The sequence below is a fragment of the Porphyromonas crevioricanis genome (assembly GCF_900167225.1).
GTDB classification, from domain to species: Bacteria; Bacteroidota; Bacteroidia; order Bacteroidales; family Porphyromonadaceae; genus Porphyromonas; species Porphyromonas crevioricanis.
Genome location: NZ_FUXH01000001.1, coordinates 94763 through 116966 on the forward strand (window position 1 = coordinate 94763; position 22204 = coordinate 116966).

Annotated in this window: 21 protein-coding genes and 7 tRNA genes; 4 read left to right on the forward strand and 24 right to left on the reverse strand. The window is 44.9% G+C overall.

Annotation, left to right across the window (positions count from 1 at the left end):
* Nucleotides 1-18 precede the first annotated feature (18 nt).
* From B5D48_RS00375 to B5D48_RS00450, 15 genes are all read right to left on the reverse strand, one after another.
* The gene (locus B5D48_RS00375) at nt 19-1191 is read right to left on the reverse strand and encodes an endonuclease/exonuclease/phosphatase family protein (protein WP_023938806.1); all 1173 of its coding nucleotides are present in this window, start codon (nt 1189-1191) and stop codon (nt 19-21) included.
* Nucleotides 1169-1990 (reverse strand): rhomboid family intramembrane serine protease, encoded by an 822-nt coding sequence (locus tag B5D48_RS00380; protein ID WP_023938808.1) that lies wholly within the window; start codon nt 1988-1990, stop codon nt 1169-1171. The genes B5D48_RS00375 and B5D48_RS00380 overlap by 23 nt, the downstream gene beginning before the upstream one ends.
* Nucleotides 1974-2696 carry a rhomboid family intramembrane serine protease gene (locus tag B5D48_RS00385; RefSeq protein ID WP_042120652.1) on the reverse strand — a complete coding sequence of 241 codons (723 nt, stop codon included), beginning with the start codon at nt 2694-2696 and terminating at the stop codon, nt 1974-1976. Before B5D48_RS00385 ends, B5D48_RS00380 begins: the two co-directional genes overlap by 17 nt.
* Nucleotides 2697-2989: 293 nt before the next feature.
* Nucleotides 2990-3469 (reverse strand): ExbD/TolR family protein, encoded by a 480-nt coding sequence (locus B5D48_RS00395; protein ID WP_036887567.1) that lies wholly within the window; start codon nt 3467-3469, stop codon nt 2990-2992.
* 15 nt (nt 3470-3484) lie between these two features.
* Nucleotides 3485-4102, reverse strand: coding sequence for an ExbD/TolR family protein (locus B5D48_RS00400; protein WP_023938815.1), 618 nt, complete (start codon nt 4100-4102; stop codon nt 3485-3487).
* A gap of 36 nt (nt 4103-4138) precedes the next feature.
* Complete coding sequence (locus B5D48_RS00405; protein ID WP_023938817.1) at nt 4139-4606, reverse strand: hypothetical protein; 468 nt, start codon at nt 4604-4606, stop codon at nt 4139-4141.
* Nucleotides 4607-4621: 15 nt separating this feature from the next.
* Entirely contained in the window at nt 4622-5437 is an 816-nt protein-coding gene (locus tag B5D48_RS00410; protein WP_023938819.1) for a MotA/TolQ/ExbB proton channel family protein, read from the reverse strand.
* A gap of 49 nt (nt 5438-5486) precedes the next feature.
* A tRNA-Ser gene (locus B5D48_RS00415) sits at nt 5487-5574 on the reverse strand.
* Between the two features lie 153 nt (nt 5575-5727).
* On the reverse strand, nt 5728-6510 hold the full coding sequence (locus tag B5D48_RS00420) for a TatD family hydrolase (protein WP_023938822.1): 783 nt from the start codon (nt 6508-6510) through the stop codon (nt 5728-5730).
* Nucleotides 6511-6529: 19 nt separating this feature from the next.
* A complete protein-coding gene (locus B5D48_RS00425) occupies nt 6530-7513 on the reverse strand; it encodes a polyprenyl synthetase family protein (RefSeq protein WP_023938824.1) in 984 nt (327 codons plus the stop codon).
* 218 nt (nt 7514-7731) lie between these two features.
* On the reverse strand, nt 7732-8433 hold the full coding sequence (locus B5D48_RS00430; RefSeq protein ID WP_023938827.1) for an energy transducer TonB: 702 nt from the start codon (nt 8431-8433) through the stop codon (nt 7732-7734).
* A gap of 174 nt (nt 8434-8607) precedes the next feature.
* Nucleotides 8608-8680, reverse strand: a tRNA-Lys gene (locus B5D48_RS00435).
* 71 nt (nt 8681-8751) lie between these two features.
* Nucleotides 8752-8824 (reverse strand) — tRNA-Lys (locus tag B5D48_RS00440).
* 116 nt (nt 8825-8940) lie between these two features.
* Nucleotides 8941-9600 (reverse strand): dethiobiotin synthase, encoded by a 660-nt coding sequence (gene bioD, locus B5D48_RS00445; RefSeq protein WP_023938830.1) that lies wholly within the window; start codon nt 9598-9600, stop codon nt 8941-8943.
* A 56-nt stretch (nt 9601-9656) separates the two neighbouring features.
* A complete protein-coding gene (locus tag B5D48_RS00450; protein ID WP_042120661.1) occupies nt 9657-11891 on the reverse strand; it encodes a RelA/SpoT family protein in 2235 nt (744 codons plus the stop codon).
* A gap of 431 nt (nt 11892-12322) precedes the next feature.
* Here B5D48_RS00450 and B5D48_RS00460 point away from each other — a divergent pair, with 431 nt between their 5' ends.
* The 4 genes from B5D48_RS00460 (at nt 12323) to mnmH (ending at nt 15545) form a co-directional block, all read left to right on the forward strand.
* A complete protein-coding gene (locus B5D48_RS00460; protein WP_023938834.1) occupies nt 12323-12682 on the forward strand; it encodes a CidA/LrgA family protein in 360 nt (119 codons plus the stop codon).
* Nucleotides 12683-12690: 8 nt separating this feature from the next.
* A complete protein-coding gene (locus B5D48_RS00465; protein WP_023938835.1) occupies nt 12691-13395 on the forward strand; it encodes an LrgB family protein in 705 nt (234 codons plus the stop codon).
* Between the two features lie 186 nt (nt 13396-13581).
* Nucleotides 13582-14508: a methionyl-tRNA formyltransferase gene (gene fmt, locus B5D48_RS00470; RefSeq protein WP_231968789.1), complete on the forward strand. Its 927-nt coding sequence runs from the start codon at nt 13582-13584 to the stop codon at nt 14506-14508.
* A gap of 14 nt (nt 14509-14522) precedes the next feature.
* The gene (mnmH, locus tag B5D48_RS00475; protein WP_023938837.1) at nt 14523-15545 is read left to right on the forward strand and encodes a tRNA 2-selenouridine(34) synthase MnmH; all 1023 of its coding nucleotides are present in this window, start codon (nt 14523-14525) and stop codon (nt 15543-15545) included.
* A 72-nt stretch (nt 15546-15617) separates the two neighbouring features.
* Here mnmH and B5D48_RS00480 read toward each other — a convergent pair whose 3' ends face one another.
* The 9 genes from B5D48_RS00480 to B5D48_RS00525 all read right to left on the reverse strand — a co-directional run bounded on the left by B5D48_RS00480 (nt 15618) and on the right by B5D48_RS00525 (nt 22193).
* Complete coding sequence (locus tag B5D48_RS00480; protein WP_023938838.1) at nt 15618-16619, reverse strand: AMP-binding protein; 1002 nt, start codon at nt 16617-16619, stop codon at nt 15618-15620.
* A gap of 362 nt (nt 16620-16981) precedes the next feature.
* Nucleotides 16982-17054, reverse strand: a tRNA-Gly gene (locus B5D48_RS00485).
* Nucleotides 17055-17084: 30 nt separating this feature from the next.
* Nucleotides 17085-17170 (reverse strand) — tRNA-Leu (locus tag B5D48_RS00490).
* A gap of 35 nt (nt 17171-17205) precedes the next feature.
* Nucleotides 17206-17278: transfer RNA gene (locus B5D48_RS00495), tRNA-Gly, on the reverse strand.
* A 57-nt stretch (nt 17279-17335) separates the two neighbouring features.
* Nucleotides 17336-17418, reverse strand: a tRNA-Tyr gene (locus tag B5D48_RS00500).
* 29 nt (nt 17419-17447) lie between these two features.
* The gene (gene ribH / locus B5D48_RS00505) at nt 17448-17957 is read right to left on the reverse strand and encodes a 6,7-dimethyl-8-ribityllumazine synthase (RefSeq protein ID WP_023938843.1); all 510 of its coding nucleotides are present in this window, start codon (nt 17955-17957) and stop codon (nt 17448-17450) included.
* Nucleotides 17958-17959: 2 nt separating this feature from the next.
* Nucleotides 17960-18637, reverse strand: a complete 678-nt coding sequence (locus tag B5D48_RS00510) for a tetratricopeptide repeat protein (protein ID WP_023938845.1) — start codon at nt 18635-18637, stop codon at nt 17960-17962.
* Nucleotides 18638-19398: 761 nt separating this feature from the next.
* Nucleotides 19399-20124 (reverse strand): type IX secretion/gliding motility protein PorT/SprT, encoded by a 726-nt coding sequence (gene porT, locus B5D48_RS00520; RefSeq protein WP_023938855.1) that lies wholly within the window; start codon nt 20122-20124, stop codon nt 19399-19401.
* Nucleotides 20125-20156: 32 nt separating this feature from the next.
* Nucleotides 20157-22193 (reverse strand): DUF4954 family protein, encoded by a 2037-nt coding sequence (locus B5D48_RS00525; RefSeq protein WP_023938857.1) that lies wholly within the window; start codon nt 22191-22193, stop codon nt 20157-20159.
* Between the last annotated feature and the right edge of the window lie 11 nt (nt 22194-22204).

Sequence of the window (22204 nt, forward strand, 5' to 3'; positions counted from 1 at the left end):
GGTAATTGAAATATTGCACTAAATATTTGTATACATACGTGCTCTGTCAAGACTCTCTACAGAGGTTTTTCCGTCACTACTAGGTAAATAAAGAGTAACAGATATGGGGTAGTGGTCACTGGTTTTTATCGAATTGTCTACTCTGCAATTCCTGCTTTGTAAAGAAGGGGAGTGTAGGATGTAGTCGAGTCTGGCTCTTAAGAATCGACTGTAAGAAGAGTGAAAAGATATTCCCAAGCCATATCCACTATCCTTGAATGCATCTTTGAGCCCTTGACTCATGCAATGTCTGGTGTAAGAGTGTGGGGTATCATTGAAATCTCCACAAGAAATGATTATGACATCTCGGTTGTCTGCTACAAATTTGGCTACACGCTCAGCTTGGGCAGCTCGACTAGAGAAGGCTGGGATGAGCTTTCGTACGACCTTGAGCGATAGCTTTTTTGCCTCTCCTTGTCGGGCCAGATTATGGTAAGACTTTTGGTCATTGCCTGTTATTTTGAAGCTCTCGAGGTGATTGTTTATGACTAAAATATCTCTTCCTTTGATTCTCAATCGATAAGCCATAGAACCATTGAATCGAGAAGGGTAAGCAATTCGTTGTGTACTCATGATGGGCCATTTAGACAAAATTGCCAGTCGCGACCCCCTGTCTGGTTGTGCATGTGTTGTGTGGATATACTTGTATTGTGGGAGATAGGCTTTTAAGTCTCCGATACTTAATGTCGCTAAGCGTGCTTCTTGTAGACAGACGATATCTGCGTTGTTTTCTTTTAAGTAGTGGAGTATCGGATTCGGAGAAGACTTGCTGTGTTCCACAAAACCAAAAGCTCCCACATTGTAAGAGATAATTTGTATAGAGTCTGTTGCTGGAATGGGTTGTATTCCATTCATGGGGAATATGGTGAGGGTTGCGTCGTAGGCCAGAAGTATCAGTGCAAAATTGATTGTAGCCCAAATCCATTTTCGTCTTAGAAGCCAAAAAATCAAAACGAACAGCTGGGCTAATAGGACTAAGGGAAAAGCCAGACCTAAAAGGGCTGGGAAGACTAGGCGGCCTGATATGTAGGGGCTGCATACAGAGAGGAGATAGAGTAGATTGATGCCTATACAGATGCAGAGTACAACTTTCCCGGTTGCTCTAAATAGATGGTTGGCTATTTTTTTGCTATGACGTTTTTTCGAAACCATCTTTTTTATCCTTTAATAGAATCTCCTTTTCTTCTTTGTTCAGGCTACTGTATCCAGAATGCCTTATCTTGTTCAGTATATCTTCTTTATCTCTTTTTTTTACAGTTCTTCGGATTGTGGATGAGGATCTTATCGTTCGACGAAGGAGCCAAGCTGGTAGTAATCCTCCTAAGCAGCCTCCCAAATGTGCCATGCCTGACCCCAAGTGACTGCTGGTAGGATGCACAATTCCCCAAATAAATTCCAGTAAAACCAACATACCTGCAACATAGCCTATATGTTTCAACTGGGTCCTACCCCAAAAGGGAATGTGTATGGAGAGAGCCGGTTTCCCAAATGAAGCTGCGAAGAGCAGAGATAAGACAGCAGCTGAAGAGCCTAACAATGGCTGTGAAAGAAGCCCCATCCCGAGTCCCAGATGAAGAAGGTTGTACCCCAGTACATAGAAGCCTCCACCGAGGATCCCTCCGCATGTGAAACTTATCCACAGATATTTGCTGCTGTATTGGCGTATAAAAAGCTGACCAATGAGGAATAACAGGCAGCAATTTATACCCAGATGCCACAAACTGTTGTGTAGCCACATATAAGAGAATAGTCCCCAAAGTCTGTGGCTGAGAGATTCGAAGTCAGGCAGTAGCCCCAACCATTCTCCAACCCATTTTGTAGAGCCGATGATTAACGAAAGAACGAGCATCAGCAGCCAAATAAGGCACTGAATTCCAATCAAAGCCTCAAGTTTGGTCCCGAAGCTTTTTCTGAAGCGGTCTTGTATACGAGACTTAGAAATAGGGACCATTGATTTTCCCCTTTCGTCGCCAGAAAAGGATGAGTATTAGACCGCCTATCATACCTCCCAAATGAGCGAAGTGAGCGATACTATCCGAACTGCCAGGGATGGTACTGCGTACACCAAAATACAGCTCCAACAATCCATAGCCTATGACAAAGTATTTGGCCTTGATTGGAATGGGGATGAAAAACAGGTAGATAGCAGCATTTGGAAAGAGCATCCCAAATGCCAATAGCAGACCGAAGACAGCTCCGGAAGCTCCCACAGCCAGAATGCGGTTGAGATATTCTGCTTTTGGCTCAAGTGAAAGGCCAAAAGTATCAGAAAAAGCCAACATCTCTGGTAACTCCCGGCACTGGAAGTACCAAACAACTTCTTGTAATAGAGAGGCGGATAAGCCACATGCTATGTAGAACAATAAAAAGCGTTTACCTCCCCAGAAATGCTCCACAGCTCGTCCGAACATCCAGAGAGAGAACATATTGAAGAATATATGGGTAAAACTCTCTGTGCTATGCAAGAACATGTTGGTTAGTAGCTGGAATGCATAGAATTTACTGGCCCCTACATAGTGTAATCCCAAGGTATCTATTAGGTCCACTCCAAAACGTGGCATAACAATCGAAGCTAACCACATTAGGAGATTAATGAAAATTAGATGCTTTGTGAAGGGTGGTATGGCTCTATCTATTCCGGAGAAGAAATTATTCATGCGAGTATATAGTACTATGATTTATTGCTAAGCAAAAATACAAAAGATTGAGATGTTTTTGCTCTCCTTTCTTACTATCTGTAGGTAGACTTGAACTACAAATTTGAATCTCTCTTCCTTACCTATGGAGGCTGTATTAGCAGTTTCGTCTCTGAGAGGAGAGATCGTCTCTGAATATTTTTGAACTGTTTCTTTTTCTTGCTCCAAAAAAGAAATACTGCTGGCAAAAGTATCAAAACTCTTACCAGCAGTATTAGACAGACTTCAGGAGAGCAAAAACTCGTCCTTCTTGCTTATCTATTCTCCTTACCCTTGCGAGCCGAATAGTTTACATTCAACACATTCGCCTTACGTAATTGCTCCTTTACATCGGATACAACCTTCATACTGATTTCCTTATCCCCCTTTATGGAAACAGTCATCAGCTTGCGACGCTCATCGCGAATCTTACCTTCTTCTTGTTTTACATAAGTATAAACGGCCGAGGGGTCAAGTGTGATTTGGTCATTCAGCTGGATGCAAGGCTTGGTTCCATACTTCACCTGATAGGGAAGAGTTGGCTTTCCTATGTAGATATATGTCACCAAGGATTTTTCTTCCAGCTTTGTGAGTTCAGTTGCATTCGGTAGTTGGCTGTACTGTACCTTAGGAGAAACTTCTCGTATCGTTGTCACCATCATGATGAAAAATAAGAATGCAAACACCAAGTCTGGTAGCGAAGATGTGTTTAGTTCGGGCATCTCGCGTTTACCCGCTTTGCTAAATTTTCCCATACCCTGTGTTAGTTCTTATTTACTAAGGTTAGACAGTGGCATTTCCGATATATGCATCGGATAAGCCTCTACGATTGCTTTCTGCTTAGCAGCAGACAATTCCTCAAATGACATCCGGAACTTTTCCTTAGCCAATGCATCCCACACTTCATTGTAGGCTCGGAGAAGCTCATTCTGTACATTGATATACATCTGGTAACTTGTCTCTACCTCATTTTTTAGTGAGATTGCATAACTACTAGTTGTCACGTTCATCGTCCCTAAGTAGGGAATTTCACGGACTTCCTTCTCCGGTAGATCAGGGCTGTTGTTAGGATTCGTGATAAAACGAACCGCGATGTCTTTGAGATCTTCCAGTTTGACGGGTATAGTTCGATCTCCCGCGGCACCACCACCTCTCTTGAAGATCACGATTTTATCTTGGCGATTGACCAAAAGGCGCATAATATTGCGGTCGTTGATCTCCACATCGGGCTTATTCTGTTGCTTTTCGGAGAGAGGAGGCAGGCGCCTCTTCAGACCTTTATCTGTATCCATTGAAGTCGTAATCAGGAAGAAGATAAGCAACATAAAAGCAATGTCGGCAGATGACGATCCGTTAATCCCCGGAGTTTTTCTTTTCTTTCGAGCCATAGCTTTTTGTTCTTAGGTTATTCTAGATTACAAGGATCAGCGGTTGAAAGCCTTACGCACAGCCCCCCAAACAATAGATAACAATACGAGAGCTCCCATGATATAAATCGTGAAGAGCCACATATCGGTAAGCTTGAGCATCTCCGGAGTGTTGTACACTGCAGAGTCTGAATTCAGCTCTAATGGATTGGTCCCTCCGATAGCATAGGATATGATCATTACAACAGCCAACAACACGACACTACCGACAGACAAGAGAGCTTTCTTTGCATTGGTCTGGAAAGACTTTATAAGCCCTGTCAGAGCAAAGATGATGGCAGCGATAGCCGTGATGAAGAAAATGGCGTAAGTCCAGTACAGGAGGCCATCCGTGAAGTTGTATATCTTGTGAGCTCCTTCCATAACGCTTCCGCCCAGAAAGAAGGCCAACAGAACGACCACAGAGATCGCCATGAAGGCCAAAAGCGTCCAGCTGGAGAGCTTTCTGATTTTTGTTACAGCCATTACAGAGATGGATTTTTATTTGTTGTACTTCAGATTATACTTGATCACATAGTCGATGAGAGAGATAGAAGCATCTTCCATTCTGTTCAGAATACCTTCTACCTTAGACAGAATATAATTGTAGAAAATCTGAAGGATCAGTGCTACAACAAGCCCCCCGATAGTGGTGATAAGAGCCACTTTCATACCACCCGCAACAACTGTTGGGCTGATGTCTCCGGCACGCTCAATGTTGTCGAAAGCAAGCACCATACCTACTACAGTACCCAAGAATCCGAGAGATGGAGCCATGGCAATAAAGAGAGTGATCCATGAAAGGTTCTTCTCAAGAAGACCTCCTTGTACACCTCCGTAAGATACAACCGAGCGTTCTACAACGTCAATGCCTTGTTCGATACGCATCAAGCCTTGATAGGTAATAGACGCAATCGGGCCTCTAGTATCTCTGGCAATGTCCTTAGCTCCTTCTACATCTCCACGATCAAGAGCTGCTTCGATTTCAGCGAGAAATTTTTCGTAGTTGGTATCGGCGAGGTTGAGGTAAATAATACGCTCCAAACAGATTGCCAAACCCAAAATAAGGGCGATAGCTACGAGTGCCATGAAGTCAGGACCACCCTCGATGAATTTGGTTTTGAGAGCTTGATGAAAGCCCACTTGCTCTTCGGGCTGCATCTGGGTAGCAGCAGCTTCTTCTTCAACCGATTCTACCGTCTCTACCGGAGCGGTGCTGTCAGCTTGGGCTGCACTCTCATCCTGAGCCAATGCCGGAGCACTTATCCCTGCCGACAAGAAGGCTATGCATACGATACTTGCGAAAAACTTTTTCATCGTGATTTGAAATTTGAATTAATTGTTTTTTTATTCTTTTCTATGCTTGCGGAGAGGGCGGGATTCGAACCCGCGAAACGCTTTCGGCGTTTACGCACTTTCCAGGCGCGCCTCTTCAGCCACTCGAGCACCTCTCCAATCTTTTTCACCGTGTATACAGGCTCTTCCTGCTAACCGTAAATCGCATGAACGCGTGTTTGCGAGAGATATAAAGACTCTCCAAGGCGACAGATCCCAAGCGAATACTCCGCAAATCTATGTTTTTTTCTGCACTTACACTGCATTTGTCTCTACTTTTTTTTGAAGAGGCGAAATAATCGGATGGCATTCTCTGTCGTTTGTTGCGCTATATCACTGATTTGCACTCCAAAGATTTTCGACAAATGCTCAAGAATATAAGTACAATAAGCGGGTTCATTTCTCTTACCTCTGCGAGGTACGGGAGCAAGATATGGAGCATCGGTCTCGACAAGTAGACGGTCAAGAGGGATTTTGCCTATGAAACCGGACAAAGAAGATTTCTTGAAAGTCAGTACACCGTTGATCCCGACCATGTAATTAGGTAGAGCCAATATGCTATCCAGATCTTTTTCTGTGCCGGTAAAGCTGTGGAATACGCCCGAACTTTTCCCTTGAGAATCAGCTCTTCGGATGCAACCTATTGTCTCTGCTATGGCATCCCGACTATGTAGAATGAGAGGTAAATCCAACTCTAAAGCCCAAGAAATTTGTTTTTCTAGGGCTGCTCGCTGTTGTATGATATAAGATTGATCCCAATAGAGATCCATCCCCACCTCTCCTATGGCTACTAGGGGGAGTTTGTGAAGATATGTATAGATGGAGTTTAGTTGATCCTCCCAATCTTTGTCTACAGAGGTCGGGTGCAGGCCCATTGCAATGGAGCAAAAGTGAGGATATTGCATCGCAGTTTGGCATACACGATCCACGCTTTGTAAATCGATATTGGGTAGAATACAGTGCTCAACCCCTACTTGCAGAGCTCTCTGGACAACATTGTCCCGATCTTCATCAAATTCGGGCTCATATATATGGGTATGCGAATCGATAATCATGTCTCAGTAAACCGATACTTCAGGCAGATCTGCGATCCATCTTATCGAGCAAAATTTTTAGAGCTTCAATATTGCGTCCCATACTTTGCAGTTCAGACAAACAATCATTGGCCTGCGTGTGGTATCGTAGAATGAGTTCTGCCGAAAGCGCCGGAATGTGCAGCCGGTTATAGAGATCGGTTACCCAAGAAATTTTTTCTTCATTCGTTTCTGTCAGTTGCCCATTTAATCTTTGTGTAAGCAGGTTCTTATCCTTCTCCTTTGCTCTGTTCATAGCCGAAATGAGAAGGAAGGTCTTCTTGTTGTTTATGATGTCTCCTCCTATCGGCTTACCGAATACAGAAGTGTCGGCATAAACATCGAGGTAATCATCTTGCAACTGGAAAGCCATCCCTAATGCAATGGCGAAACGGTATATCAGATCTATCTCCTTGCGAGAGGCTGCACGAGAGCAGATAGCCCCTATTTTGGCAGCATAGGCCGGTAGCTCGGCCGTTTTTAGTTGTATCATCTGCAGATATTCCTCTATGGTAACATCCTGTCTTGTTTCAAATTCGATATCGTACTGCTGTCCCTCGCAGACAAGGAGAGCCATGCGAGTAAACAGAGGTAGAATTTCTGCCAATAGTGCTCGATCTTCCATTTTATCTAGGTATTCGTAAGCTTTGAGTAACATCGCATCCCCGGACAATATGGCTTGCTCTTCTCCCCATCTACTATAGACAGTAGGGAGTCCCCTACGTAGAGAGGAACGATCCATGATGTCATCATGTACAAGAGTGTGATTGTGGTAAAGCTCTATTGCAATAGCTGGAATCAGTGCCAACTGGTAGTTCGCAAAAACTTGTGCACTGAGACAACAAAGTACTGGTCTGAGTCTTTTGCCACCAGCCTTGAGACTATAACTAATAGGTTCGTAGAGGTTAGTAACGGTTGTTTGTTCTTCTGTTAACTGAGCTATACAGCTTTCTATGTCTTGGAGAATATGAGTTGTGTCGACCATGATTTAGAGAAAACAAGTGAGATGTAATATGCGGTGTATAATACGAATGTACTCTTGAGAGGGTTTTGCTTTTGATGTAGCTGGTTCTTGAGGAGCAACAGAGAGACAAGAAAAGGGACCACCCTTACTCATTGCTGAGAAAGGGTAGTCCCTCTTTTTGAGACAGATTTATAAGATGAAGTAATCTGCCAAAGTATGATTAAACCGGATAGACGGCTTTAATTTCTCAACTGGAATGCTACTGGCAAAGTAAAGCGAGTACGAACCGGTTTTCCACGTTGTTTACCTGGAGTCCACTTGGGCATGCTGCTAGCCAGTCGCACAGCTTCCTTATCCAGCGCGGGGTCTACACCTCTGACTACCTTGACATCTGTTGTAGAACCATCCTTCTCCACCACAAAGCTCACAATCACGCGCCCTTGTATGTTATTCTCTATGGCAATCTCTGGATAACGAACATTCGAGCTAAGCCACTTCATCAAGGCAGCTGTACCTCCTGGAAACTCGGGCTGCTGCTCCACAATCATGAAAACCTTATTTTCATCATCTTCTTCTTTTACTGGAGCTGTTATCACCGGAGCAGGAGGTGGCAACTTGCGATTTTCATCAGCAGAAACAAGTGATATTTTCTCTACTTTCTGCTCGTTGTCTACTACCTTGAACTCTTCGGGCAACTGTACTTCCTGAACCTTAGTTTCCTCGGGTTCCGGTTGCTTTTCTTCCTCTTGAGGATCTTCCACAATGAGTGTGTCCTCAATGTCGGCAATGTTTAACTTGTCATTCTCCATGGCTTCGGCCTTATCATAAGAGCGAAGCTCCAAAAAGACATATAACACGGAGAGTGCCAATACCAGCCCTAGCAAGAAAGATAGTCCCTTGCCTTTTTCCAGGTTCGCTTTCGGCGATTTCTTGATTTCCATATATGCTTTCTACGTTTTGATATTTCTTGCTTGGAACAAAAGTACAAAGTTTTTTTATCCCAGCTATCTATTTCTGTAGATATTTTTGCCATCCTTGGAGTCATCCTTGCACGAAGCAGAGTACAAAAAAAACACTGTACCCGAAAAGAGGTACAGTGCTTCATAATCCTGTAGTGACCCCGGAGAGGCTCGAACTCTCGACCCAATGATTAAGAGTCATTTGCTCTACCAACTGAGCTACGGAGTCTACGACTGACAAGCAGAGAAGAGCGATCTTCACAAAACAGAGCTGCACAATGGCGAATTCTCATGGATCTGTGACCCCGGAGAGGCTCGAACTCTCGACCCAATGATTAAGAGTCATTTGCTCTACCAACTGAGCTACGGAGTCTACTCTTCTGTTGCTTGTGTCTCTTTAGACGGCTGCAAAATTAGGCTTATTTTTTGAATGCACAAGTGTCTTTATCTAAAAATTGCAGAATTGAAAAGCCTTCTTCTTTCTTCACGTTATCTCGGAGGACATACCAGAGCCGGCATCCTCAGAAGACAACAATGGGGATGGTGAGATTGTAGATAATTATCCAGATAGTCATAGGTGTCTTGCTCTATCAGTTTATCTGCTGAGGGGTATTCATTATATATAACATACAGTACTTCCACTCCCCTTTGGTAACAGAGCTCCAGACTCATTAGTGTGTGATTTAGGCTTCCGAGTCTTCCACTGGTTACCAGAGCTAAAGGGTAGTGTCTGTCTGCTATAAAATCCAGAGTTAGGTAGTCTCGGTGAATTGGAACCATCAATCCTCCGGCACCCTCTAATACAATACTGTCATATCCCTTTTGTAGGAGACCTTTGGTACATTCGTCTATATGAGACAGGTCGATTGTTCGTCCGTCTTTCTCTGCTGCCAGATGTGGAGAAGCAGGGTAGCTGAATATATAGGGGCAGGTGAGACCTTCTTTGTCTTCCGGTAAAGTTGATTGACCAAGCAAGCGTCGGTGCTCAAGGATATCTTCACTCTCCTTTATGCAGCCTGTTTGGATCATCTTTTGGGTAATTACCTTGCTGCCTTCGGAGGAGAAGCGTTGTGCCAAAAAAGCTGTAGCAAAAGTCTTCCCAATGTTGGTATCTATACCTGAGACGAATAGAATAGGAGGTATTGTCATAACGAATGTTTCAATGATTTGCAGATACTGTTTTGCTGATGCCCTTTATAGGGGGGTCACTCTATGATGCGGCCGATATTCTTGATAGCAGTGTCTTTGCCCAATGTCTGGCATACACGGTGTACATCCATTACACTGTGTACAAGTAACTTGATCTTACCACTGAAGATGCCGTCTTTGGCTGTCAAATGAATTTCACGCACATTGATTGTGAGTTCTTTCTTAAAAGCCTGAGCAATGGCATTAAGGATGCCATTGGAATCTATCCCCTTGATAGAAAGAGTTGCCTCGAAAGTACTCTTGACGTGTTCGCTCCAGCGAGTGGATAGAATACGGTCTCCATAGCTGCTCTTTAGCCTCATTGCCACAGGGCAGGAACGCTTGTGTACAATCACTTTGTTATCATCGCTGATAAAGCCAAAAGCATCATCTCCCGGGATGGGTTTACAGCAAGGTGCGATTTCATAATTTGGTTTAGCCAAGCTGTCGCTCAACACATAGATCTCTTTGGGGTTGAACTTGTGTTCGTGTACCTCCAGGGGTTGACTAGCTATGGGTTGAGAGGATTTATTTCCCCCGCCCAAGGCAGAACGGAAAAATCGCATAAAGATATTCCCACTTTTCCCATCAGCAGAGATGGCCGGTAGTTTTTTGAGAGAATCCGGTAGGGTCACGCTTCCGCTACCTACGGCATAGAAAAATTCCTCTCGAGTGGAAAATCCGAAATATTCCGCCAGCTTATCCAGATTGGTTATGTTGGAAGAGACTTGGTTGTTCCCGATAAGAGTTTCGACTTTTTCCTGCCCTAAAGCAGCTATATCACGATGCTTTTTTCTCAGAAAAGCGTCTACTTTGGACTTCGCTTTGGCCGTCGTTACAAAGGCAATCCACTCTTCCGTTGGCTCCTGAGTCTTGCTTGTAAGAATTTCTACTTGGTCTCCACTACTCAATTTGTAAGACATAGGTACTAACCTGTGATTGGCTTTAGCCCCAATACATTGATGTCCGATATTTGTGTGAATGGCATAGGCAAAGTCGAGAGCTGTGGCTCCTTGTGGCAATTTCACAATTTCTCCTTTGGGAGTAAAAACCATGATCTCACCTGAAAAGAGGTTGAGCTTGATCGTATCGAGAAAATCCATCGCATTGGGGTTCGGATTAACTAGAATTTCCTGGATAGTGCGAAGCCATTTGTCCAACTCCGAATCTTCTTCCACATTGTCTCCTTTGTACTTCCAATGAGCGGCAAAGCCTTTCTCTGCTATCTCGTCCATTCTTCGGCTCCGGATTTGTACTTCCACCCATTCGCCATCTGGGCCCATCACTGTGAGGTGTAATGCTTGGTATCCATTGCTCTTTGGCTCGGAAACCCAGTCTCTCAAACGCTCCGGTCTACTCTTGTATATATCGGTGATTGCGGAGTAGATCTCCCAACATCGATTCTTATCCGACTGCTCTGGTGAAGATTCAAAAATGATCCGTACAGCAAAGAGGTCGTATATCTCCTCAAAGCTTACTCCTTTCTTTTGCATCTTCTTCCATATGGAGAAGATGCTCTTGACACGTGCTTTTATCTCATACTTAATTCCCAAACTGTCCAAAGCAGAGAAAACCGGTGCGGCAAAATGGTCGAAAATTTCCTGTCGGTGTTCATCTGTATTCTTGATTTTGGCTTTGATACTCTCAAATTCTTCGGGATGCTCATATTGGAAACTCAAGTCTTCCAGCTCACTTTTGATAGCAAATAGCCCCAGACGGTGAGCCAATGGAGCGTAGACATACATCGTTTCAGCCGCAATTTTGAGTTGTTTGGCTGGATGCATGGAGGCTAAGGTGCGCATGTTGTGCAGGCGGTCCGCCATTTTGATGAGGATGACTCGGATGTCATCGTTCATTGTGAGAATGAGTTTGCGGAAGTTCTCTGCCTGAAGAGAGGAGTTGCTGAATACCTCTCCTGATATTTTTGTCAATCCATCTACGATTTGGGAAACCTTGTCGCCAAACATGTCCCGAATATCCTCAACCGTATATTCGGTGTCTTCTACGACATCGTGCAACAAGGCACAGCAAATGGAGGTAGAGCCTAATCCAATTTCCTGCGAAACAATCTGAGCGACCGCAATAGGATGCAGGATGTATGGCTCCCCCGAACGGCGTTTGGCTCCCTTGTGAGCTTCGTTGGCCAGACGGAAAGCCTTCTCGATCTTATCTACTTTCTGTCTGTGATTGGACTGCAGGTAGGTCTTGATCAACTCTCCATAAGCCCTCTCCACAATTTCTTCGTCTGTCATCTCGGAGGTCGCAGGAGTCAAGACCCGCACATCCCCCCCGGTTTGTGATGTTTGTGCCGAAGAATCCAATATCGGGTCTGAAAGCTCGTTTTCGTTATGATTATTCTTGTCTATCTCTGTTGCCATTTGTCTATACTTTATCTACCAACAAATTTAGCAATAAAAGAGGTTTCTATTACTTCCTTTTGCCAAAGTAAGACTGTCGATTCTTCTCTTTGCAAAGGGGGGATTTCTCTAACTCCTGGCAAAGAGCTAGTGCGAATTTTCTTGTACTCTCTTGGAATGCTTTTCTGCATTTGTATGAAAAAATACTGTTTACCCATGTTTCTGACGAAAGCTATATCTCGCAAAAACAATCTCTCTGTTAAGGATATTTCTGGTAGATCTCTCGTACATTTGCGACTCATGTTTCTAAATAGCGTATTTGTCGTATGAAATACTTGATACAGATATTTTACATACTTCTTTTCTATGCTTTGGGAGAGGGAGTGAGCCTATTGATAGGACAGTTTGTCCCCGGAAGCGTGTTGGGTATGATGCTGCTATTCTTGGCTCTTCGAATGAGAATTATCAGACCTCCCAAAGTTGATGCCACTTCTAATTTCCTCACCGAGAATATGGGGATCTTTTTTGTCCCGGCCGGAGTTGGACTTATTACACAAATCGACCTATTGAAGCAGTATTGGGCTGCTATCGTGATCTCTATGATTGTAAGTACAGCAGTTGTCCTCTGGGTGGTTGCTTTTTCTCAACAGCGAATGGAAAACCATTCTGCGAAACGACACAAATGACTTAAAATATGTTACAGACAATCCTTTCCAATCCTCTATATTGTTTACCTCTGACAATCGGGATCTATCTTTCGAGCAAGAAAATCTATGCTAAGTGGCACATAGGTCTGTTGCATCCTTTAGCTGTGACAATTGCAAGTATCATAGGTCTGTTGCTTGTGTCAGGGGTAGATTATCAGTCTTATCAGAAGGGAAGTCAAATGATCAGTTTCTTGCTCGGCCCTTCTGTAGTGGCACTCGGCTATGTGCTGTACGAGCAGTCTTCCCACCTCAAGGGGCGTGTTCTCTCTATTCTTAGTTCTGTTTTTATGGGGGCCGTTGCCGGTTTGATAAGTGTGGTCTCATTGGCCTACCTCTTTGGAGCCAATGATGTAATTGCGGCTTCAATGCAACCCCGTTCGGTCACAACTCCTATTGCCATTGCACTGTCGGAGCAATCCGGTGGTATCCCTGCCCTGACTGCTGTGGTTGTCGTTGTAGCCGGGATCGTTGGAGGGTTGGTCGGGCCACCCCTTTTTCGCCTTTCGGGTATAGAGAGTAGTATCGCCAAGGGTTTGGCTTTGGGGGCTTCGGCTCATGGTGTGGGTACCTCGGTGGCTATCCAACTGGGGGCAATAGAGGGAGCTTTGTCCGGGTTGGCGATCGGAATCATGGGGGTATTTACCTCTATCCTTATTCCTTTGGTAAATCTTGTGATAGATCTGTTCCGATGAAAGAGAGGCGTTATTTCGTTTGATGTAGGAGTACCTGCCATATTCAAAAAGAGATAAATGCTTTCCCTTTATCCACTCTTTCTCGTTGAAATGGATAGTGAAAACATCTGTCTACCTTTGTCCCCCGATAAGTTTTTAGCAGAAGAACCGTAAGCAAATTAGATGTTGCCGAGTCGTATCGTATATATGGGAACTGCAGATTTTGCAGTCGAACCTCTTAAGGCTTTGATCGAAGCAGAATTGAATGTCGTGGCTGTAGTCACTATGCCGGACAAACCAATGGGAAGAGGACACAAAGTGAAGTGTTCCACAGTTAAGCTATGTGCTCTGGAGCATGGAATCGAAGTGTTGCAACCGGAAAAGCTGAGTGATCTGGCCTTTGTAGATCGTTTGAAGCAGTTAAAGCCCGATCTGGGTGTTGTGGTTGCATTCCGTATGTTACCAAGGGAGGTGTGGAGCCTTCCGCCTTTAGGGACTGTCAATCTGCATAGTTCGTTACTTCCACAGTATAGAGGAGCTGCACCGATCAATCATGCTGTAATAAATGGCGAATCACTCACTGGGGTGAGTACTTTTTTGCTCAAACATGAGATTGATATGGGAGATGTGCTGGACCAGGCGAAGACAATTATAGGGCCGAATGAGACAGCCGGGGAGTTGCATGACAAATTGACCCTTTTGGGTGCAGATTTATTGCTCAAGAGTGTCAGAGATTTGCTCTCGGGGAATAGTAAACCGATCAGTCAGAAGAGCCTCGAAACCGGAGAGTTGCGTTCCGCTCCGAAAATATTCAAGCCCGATTGCGAAGTAAATTGGGGGTGGACAGCAGTGCGTTTGCACAACTTTGTACGTGGTCTAGCTCCATTGCCTACTGCATGGAGTGAGCTTTCCATAGAGAATCATCCGGCACAGACTTACAAGATATATGAACTTGATCCCTGGGCTGAACCGCCTTCCGGGATCCCTTCTCGTTTGAGACCCGGTACGTGCTATGTGCATCAGGGAAAGGAGCTTTGGGTGGGTTGTGCAGACAGAGCGGTGCGAGTGACACGCTTGCAGCCTCCCGGCAAGAGGCCAATGACAGACCGAGATTTGCTGAATGGTCTTAGATAGTTCCCCCTCCACTTATGAATGCTATATACCCTCCGTTTAGCGATAAGATCTGGCTGGATGTTCGTTCTCCCGAGGAGTACGAAAAGGGGCATATTCCCGGAGCTAAAAACTTGCCACTCTTTAGTAATGAGGAGCGAGCAGAGGTCGGGACGGTCTATGTGCAGCAAGGTCGAGAGGAGGCTATTAGCTTAGGGTTGAAATTAATCGCCCCCAAACTCTCCCTCTTTGACTCTCAAGTATTAGAGCTTTCCGGAGGGAAACGAACACAGCCATTGATGCTCTACTGTGCCAGAGGAGGGATGCGAAGTGCTTCCCTGTCTTGGCTTTTGCAGCTCTATGGTTATGATGTGACTGTATATCCTGGTGGATATAGAGCTTTTAGGCAGCAGCTTCCTTCTCTGCTGGATAAAGCCGAACGTATTGTTCTATTGCATGGAGCTACCGGAGTCGGGAAGACTCTTTTGTTGCAAGCTCTTGCCGAAAGACAAGTACAAGTCATAGATTTGGAAGGACTTGCCCGGCACAAAGGATCAGCCTTCGGTTATTTGCCAAATACCTCCCAGCCCTCTAACGAGATGATGGCCAATTTTATCTTGCTGCAACTATTGCAGATGGATCTTTCTCGGCCGATTTTTTTGGAGAGTGAGAGCAAGAAGGTCGGATCTGTAGATATCCCGGATGCTTTGTTTGAAAGAATGAAACGAGCTGACTATATCACAATAGAAGCACCCATAGAGAAACGAATAGAACGTATTGTGGCAGACTACGCAACTTTGCCTTTTGAGATGTTGGTCAGTGCTTTTGAAAAAATATCCAGACGTCTCGGTTCCGTACAAACCGATGCTGCAATTTGTGCGGTGCGAGAGAAAGATTATCCCAAGGCCATTTCTATTGCTTTGCATTACTACGACAAAGCTTATCAATCCTCCTCTGGTAAATTGTTCAGCGGAAAAGAGCTGGCACGCCTCTATTTTGATCATGAGAAGAACATCTCTGAACTGCTCCAACAGCTGGAGCGAATTGTATCCTCAAAATAAACTGCATTGTAATCTATCTTCGCACGATCTCTCTTGTCAAGAGATTCTCTCTTGGTGGTTCCCCCTCCTTCTTTATTTTTTGCATTGTTCCTTGTACCAATTTTCGGCCAAAGCCGAAGCTCGGGTTCGGTCTATTTTGCCATTGGATAACAACGGTACTTCGGAGCGAATAATCAATTTGGGAATGTAGTATGGATTGATTGGCCGAAGCCACTCATCCAATAATTGAGGATCCCAGTCGGATGGGGAGAGTAGGGCTACACATTGCCCCAGAGAAGGGTGGGGAGCCGGACAGATACAAAAAGCATGAGAGCTATGTTGTGATAAGAGGTCTTCAATCGCTTCTATTTGTAGCTTCACTCCTCCGCTATTGATTGTATTGTCTACTCGCCCTTTGATGCAAAAGCCCTTGTCCGGGAATTGCTCTATCAAATCATTGCTATGTATTGTTTGTCCCCATGGTAAGTCTATTATGGCTCTGCAATCGGAGTCTTGCCTTACGTGATAGCCGGGCAGGGTGTAAAAACGTTCTGAAGCATCTACTCCCGAAAGTTTGCGAATAGCAACATGAGAGAGAGTTTCGGTCATGCCATAGGATAGGTAGATTTTATTTGGTGCTGTCTGGAGCCGAGCTAATAGATTTTCTGGTACGGGTGCTCCTCCGAGAAGTACCTGTTTGCATTGGAGTAGCCTTTCCCAATCTTCGCTTGAGCGAGCGATGTGGCTGAGTTGGTGGGGTGTCAGTGAGACAAAGTCAATGCCTTCGCTTGGTGGTAAATCACAAAAAGGATTTGTCTGAGGGCGGGTGCACAAAAGCCGGGCTTTTGCAACGATGCTGCGCAACACAAGCATACGAGCTGCGATGGTATGCATGGGCAAACAGAGCCAGACTGTATCCTGTGGTTGAATATTAAAGTAGCGTACGGAGATGGCTGCACTTTGCAGCATATTCCTCTTGTCGATATGTATGAGAGAAGGGGAGCCGGTGCTGCCACTGGTATAGGTTGGTAAGTCCTGGCTTGGAGAAAACCATAGCGACAGAAAGTCTTCCAAGTCTTGCTCTATAGAGGTCATATGGGGATATTCCTTTTTTGATCAGACATAGGATGAATTCTTTTCGTCTCTCCGAAGGTAGCAAAAACGGTCAGAAGTCAATTGTTCTTGGCATAGAGGTTTGCTCTCTTTTTCCTTGCTAAAGGAACCCTCTGTGCAATACGGTGGTTGATGTATTGTTCGTCGAGACTTGGAGCATATTCCCTATGCTTTTGTCATTACTGTACCCTGTGAGTCTCATCCTCCAAGACTGCCAAAACAGCCTTGCGGAGAACTTGTGCAATGCTCTATAAGGGTCTGAAAACTTTTGAGGTAGGAGACCCTATAGACCGTATATAAAAAAACTCTTCCACTGCATAAGTGAAAGAGTTAAAGTCTAACAGAGCGGAAAACGGGATTCGAACCCGCGACCCCAACCTTGGCAAGGTTGTGCTCTACCAACTGAGCTATTTCCGCCTGGATTTTCTTGGGGACTCCGGTCTTGAGTACCCGGAGCGGGACTTGAACCCGCACAGCCAAAAGATGGCCAAAGGAGTTTAAGTCCTTCGTGTCTACCATTCCACCATCCGGGCATCCTCTTGTCGAAGGTCTGATCGTATCACGAGAGAGCGGAAGACGGGGCTCAAACCCGCGACCCTCAGCTTGGAAGGCTGATGCTCTATCAACTGAGCTACTTCCGCAAAGACCGTAGTACCGCCGTACTACCAAAGTCTGTATTTGCACTGTAGGAAAGTGAGTGGGCAGTGATGGATTCGAACCACCGAAGGCGTAAGCCAGCTGAGTTACAGTCAGCCCCATTTGGCCACTCTGGTAACTGCCCTTTTCCCTAAAGGCGATGCAAAGATATTACTATTTCTCGTAATAGCAATAGGGAGCACACATTTTTAGTGCAGTAATAGCAGCTTCAGCTCCCTTATTTCCCAATTTTCCTCCGGCTCTCTCCTCGGCTTGCTCCATTGTATTGGTGGTCAATACCCCGAAGATGACAGGGATTGGGCGACAAATTTGTTTGTCTGTCAAGCTGTTGAGAGAAGAAAGGCCTTGAGTTACCCCCTGGCAGATATAGTCAAAGTGTGGCGTATCGCCCCGCACTACACAGCCTATGGCAATAACGGCATCGGCAGAACCTTCTCTCACGATTTTTGCACAGCCATATGTCAGCTCGAAAGTCCCCGGGACTTGTGTGACGGATATTTCTTTCACTCCTTGTTCTTGCAGGGTTTCTACAGCTCCGTCCAAGAGAGCTTTTGTTATCCTGCTATTCCATTCGGCCACCACAATCGCTATCTTGCGCAGGTGGGCGTCCTGTATGGGGCTTTGTAGGAGTTCGTCGCTTTGTATATGAGCCAGTGTTGCCATTTTTATTTTTTCAGCGATTCTACCCGTATGATGTCAGCAGCTACAGTATTGGCTTCCGGTGCCATGTAGTATTTTTCCTTGATTGTCTGATAGGTCTTGAGCGCATTGTCGTAATCTTTCAAACTTTCGTATACACGGCCGGCTTTGAGTAGGCAGAGAGGAGAGATAGCTTCGTTTGAGGCATCTTTGGCTGCTTTTTCAAAGCTTTTAATCGCTTCTTGTGGCTTATCTAATTGTACATAGCAGTCCCCTTTGAGCCGTTCGATAGAGGGAGAAACTATTTTTTCAGAAGCAGAGAACTTTTTCAGCTCTTGCAAGGCTTCTTCGTATTTGCCCATGTCGTAGTAGATAATTCCTATGTAAGCATGGCTTAGATTTCCCGAAGGAGTGGATGAATACTTTTTGGCAATTTCGAGCAAACCTAAGTTGTTGGTCGATCCATTCAGGGCCAAAGAATCTCTTTCTTCCATGAATGCACTTTCTGCCATGTAAAGCTCTGTCGCAGCTTTCTCTGCCTTAGGCTTTTTTACGAATTGCAGATAGGCAAATACACCAGCCACAATGGCAATCAGAGCCAATACCACAACGAGGATCTTAGAAATGTTTTTTTCTACATAACGCTCGGATTTCGATGCGATCTCCTCGATCACTTTGTCGTTTGGAAGTTCTTTTTTAGACATAGCTATGTTTAATTCTTAAGATGTTTTCTTGCTTTTGAGAAACGAAGCAAAGATAGTACAATTGCAGCAATAACAATAACTATTTCAGGCCTGAAAGGAACATTGATAAAGTGAGCAACAGGCATACTAAGTTGCATGGCCAAAGCCGGAGAAGATGGGGAACAATCTTCGAGGTAGTACTCTTGAAATAGAGTCCTGTTTCTTCCCGTCAAATCTGGCATGATTTGTAAACTTTTGCTCGGGGTAAAATCCGGAAAATAGGGGGAAAAGGGCTTGCCGTAGGCGGACAAATCCAATCCTCTTTTATCGGCTTTTTAATGCCTCCCCAGAATGCCTATGAATAGGGCGTTCTGAGAGGGTCGAATTTCTCTCCTGAGAGAAATTTTGCTAACACAGGAGAAAAAGTTTGCTCTCACGGGAGAGAATTTTTGCTCTCTCCCGTGTCAGCAAAAAATGTCTCCTGTCACCTCTCAAAAAGGAGTAGAAAAACACCGCCTCAGACCCCCTTATCTGAACAGAAAAGGAAGTATGTAGAGGAAACATAAAAATGCAGAAATAAACGAAAGTGTGTATTCTGGGGCGAGGAAATATATTTCAGAGAGTTTCCTCAGAATGTTTAGGGAATACTGTTTGTTCTATTGCGTGCAATGTGTTTGGTGTCGGGCAAGCATCGATAGATTTATGCCCATTCTCTCTCTCTCTCTTCAGAAGTTTCTCTTTCAGGTTTGTGGGGAAAATAGTGTGTCGATTTGCGGTAGTGCCTATTCAAAGTTGAATGTAAGTGTGACCATCCGAGTCACAGCCTTTCCTATCGTCTGTGTATAGATCAGATCGGGAGACTCGGCCAAGTCGGGTCGATCAGGTTGCAGTACATTGACGAACCCCCAGGCGAAGGTTAATTCTGGACATAATTTGAAGAAAGGCATATAGAAGTCGCAGCCGATGCCTATTTTTAGCCCGAAATCCAAGGGTTTCATCTTGAGATAGGCACCCTCTTTTTGTCCCAACTCCAATGCAGCATAGCCTCCTCCGATGACATATGGGCGCATGTTGTTTAGTCTGCGAGAGCTGTATTTAAGCATCAGAGGAGCTGACAGATAGTTCGACCTTTGGGAGAATCGTTTGATCTCCGTTTGCCCATCACTGTAGGCAAAACTTCGATCTCCGAAATGTAGAGCCGGTAAAAAACGCAAGTCAAGATCTGGAAGAAGATTAAGGTTGGCTATTACTCCTACGATGAAGCCGGGCGAATAGGAACTAATATCTGCAAATAAGCTCCGTCCCTGCTCATCCACAAATCCAGCGTTACTGATCTTGAGGTCTTGGAAGTCCGAACCAATGAAAAAGCCCAAATGGTACAGCTTCATATCTGCATATGGTCTGTTCTTGGGAACTTCCCGTTGTGCCAAAGCGTTACTCGTCTGTCCTACAGACAAGCTAAGCAGGGTTAGTAGCAATCCTAATATATGTAGCTTGGTAGACTTCATCTTCGATCAATAAAACACCGAAAGTAGCCCAATTATTGTCCTCGCTCCCAATTCGGGGTAATGAACGGGCAGTGTCGGGCTATGAGGCGGTCAGTCTCAGCACGGAAATCTTCTCCAGATATTCGCTGCAGGTAATCAGTTGTTTGCCGGAAAATCTCTGTGATGTTAGTTGCTATTGTATCTAATGTTTCTTGTGTTTTGTTTCCTGAACGAACCGATTGGAAATCTTTTTGGCGTGCCGATATATCTCCATCTATCCCGAATCCAACTTGCATGGATGAGGCAAACTCTTTTTGTGCATCCTCATAGATATAGCCCGACAGTTGAGCCAAGGAGCGTAGTCCGGACCTCAGTATATTGCAAATAAGAGGAGCACGGAGGTTGGGCTGATCAATTCCTTTGAAAAGTTTGAGAGCTGTGGAGTACCATGCCCATTCAAATGAATTGTAGGAATGATGCAGTCTTTGGATATATAGATTGATTTCTTGTAAAGTTGAGCACTTATCCGACAAAACAAAAGAGATCAATTCCTCTACTGCTGTCTGAGGTAGCAGCAAGCCGCAGAGGTCGCACCACTCATTGCCGGATTGAGGTGATGGTAATTCGATTGAAATTTGCCTGTCCGGATGCTCTATGCCCTGCAAGTACTTTAACAGTACACGGAGAAGGTAATAGTCGGAAATGAGTGTGTAGAGTTTTATCCCCCTTTGTTTTGCTTTTTCGGAAACGGATAATTGGTTGGAAAGTCTCTCTGTTTTAGTTTCCCTAAGCTTGGTAAGCCCTTTGGCAACTTTCCCCATGGTGTAGGGGCTTAATACCTGATAAGAGATAAAGTCTTGCAGTTCACCCTTGCGTTTGTCTCTAAGAGACCACTTTTGAGCATCACGAAGCAGACCTATGCTTCCGAGCATATAGCCGGGTTTGAGGTCTGTATGGTCATCTTGTCCTATCAAATAAGAAAAAGGGAAGTCTGCGCTGTCGAGTCCGGAGCCATGTCGCCCCTTTATCAGGCTGAATGCTCCGATGCGGGAGGGCCATAGGAGGTAAGAGTCGCTTGCCAGTTTCCCTCCTCGTTCTACAATACCATGGTGTATAGGTCCAAGCCGGTAGTAATGATTGCTTTGATTGCTGCCACTACCACTGTTGCTAAAAGAGAAATAGCCACCGATCAATAGGTTAGCCTTGTGCATGGATATCGAATGCGGACCGAGAAAGGCTGCGCAACTCTCTCCATTGTGCATGACTGAATTGGCAAAAAAGAGAGAGTTCTCAGCACTGAAGTGAGCTGAAATATGGCAGGCCTGCCCCACAAAACAGTGAACAATATGCGCTCCATCGTCTACGCAGGCTCCGTCTGCTATGACGGTCTTTTTTATTGTTGTGCCCGATCCTATCTTGGTCGGACTTTCTGAAGAGCTGACAATACTGCAATCTTCGATAAGGGTGCAGCCTTCCAATTCGGCCGAATTTCCTATAAGTACATTCTTTATTTGTGAACAGCTGAGCAACCGGCATCCATTCCCGATTTGCCCTAAGGAGCTTTGCTTCTGTTCGGCTCTTTTCTTTGAGAGTTGTCGGAGCTTTTTCTGCAACTTGGGTCGGTCTCGGTACATAGCCATCAGATAAGCTGTTTGTGCCGAGAGTAGGTCTGTAAGCAAGATTTCTCGACCTCCGCTCTCATTAAGTACTGCTATCTCTTCTCCTTGAGCAAAGGAGCTTTCTTCGTTTGTCTCTAATAGAGAGCAGTCTGAGATGAGACAGCTTTCTCCGATTTGGTAGTTAGAAATATGTCTTCCTATGTTTGCGATGCGACAATTGTCTCCTATGTGGCAGTTGTATAGCGAACAGCGATAAACCCCGGCAGGAAGCCGAAGTCCGGAAGGGAGGATGACGTGGCCCTTATTGGCCCCAAGTGAACATTCTCCTGCGAAATACACATCATACACATGATCTGTCTGGAAGTCCTCGCTCGTGATTTTAATCAAAGACCAATCTTCTGCAAAGCAGCCATTGGTCTTTAGCTGAGCTATCTCATCATTTGATAGTTGTCTGTAAGGAGTTGTTTTCATCGCATGACGTT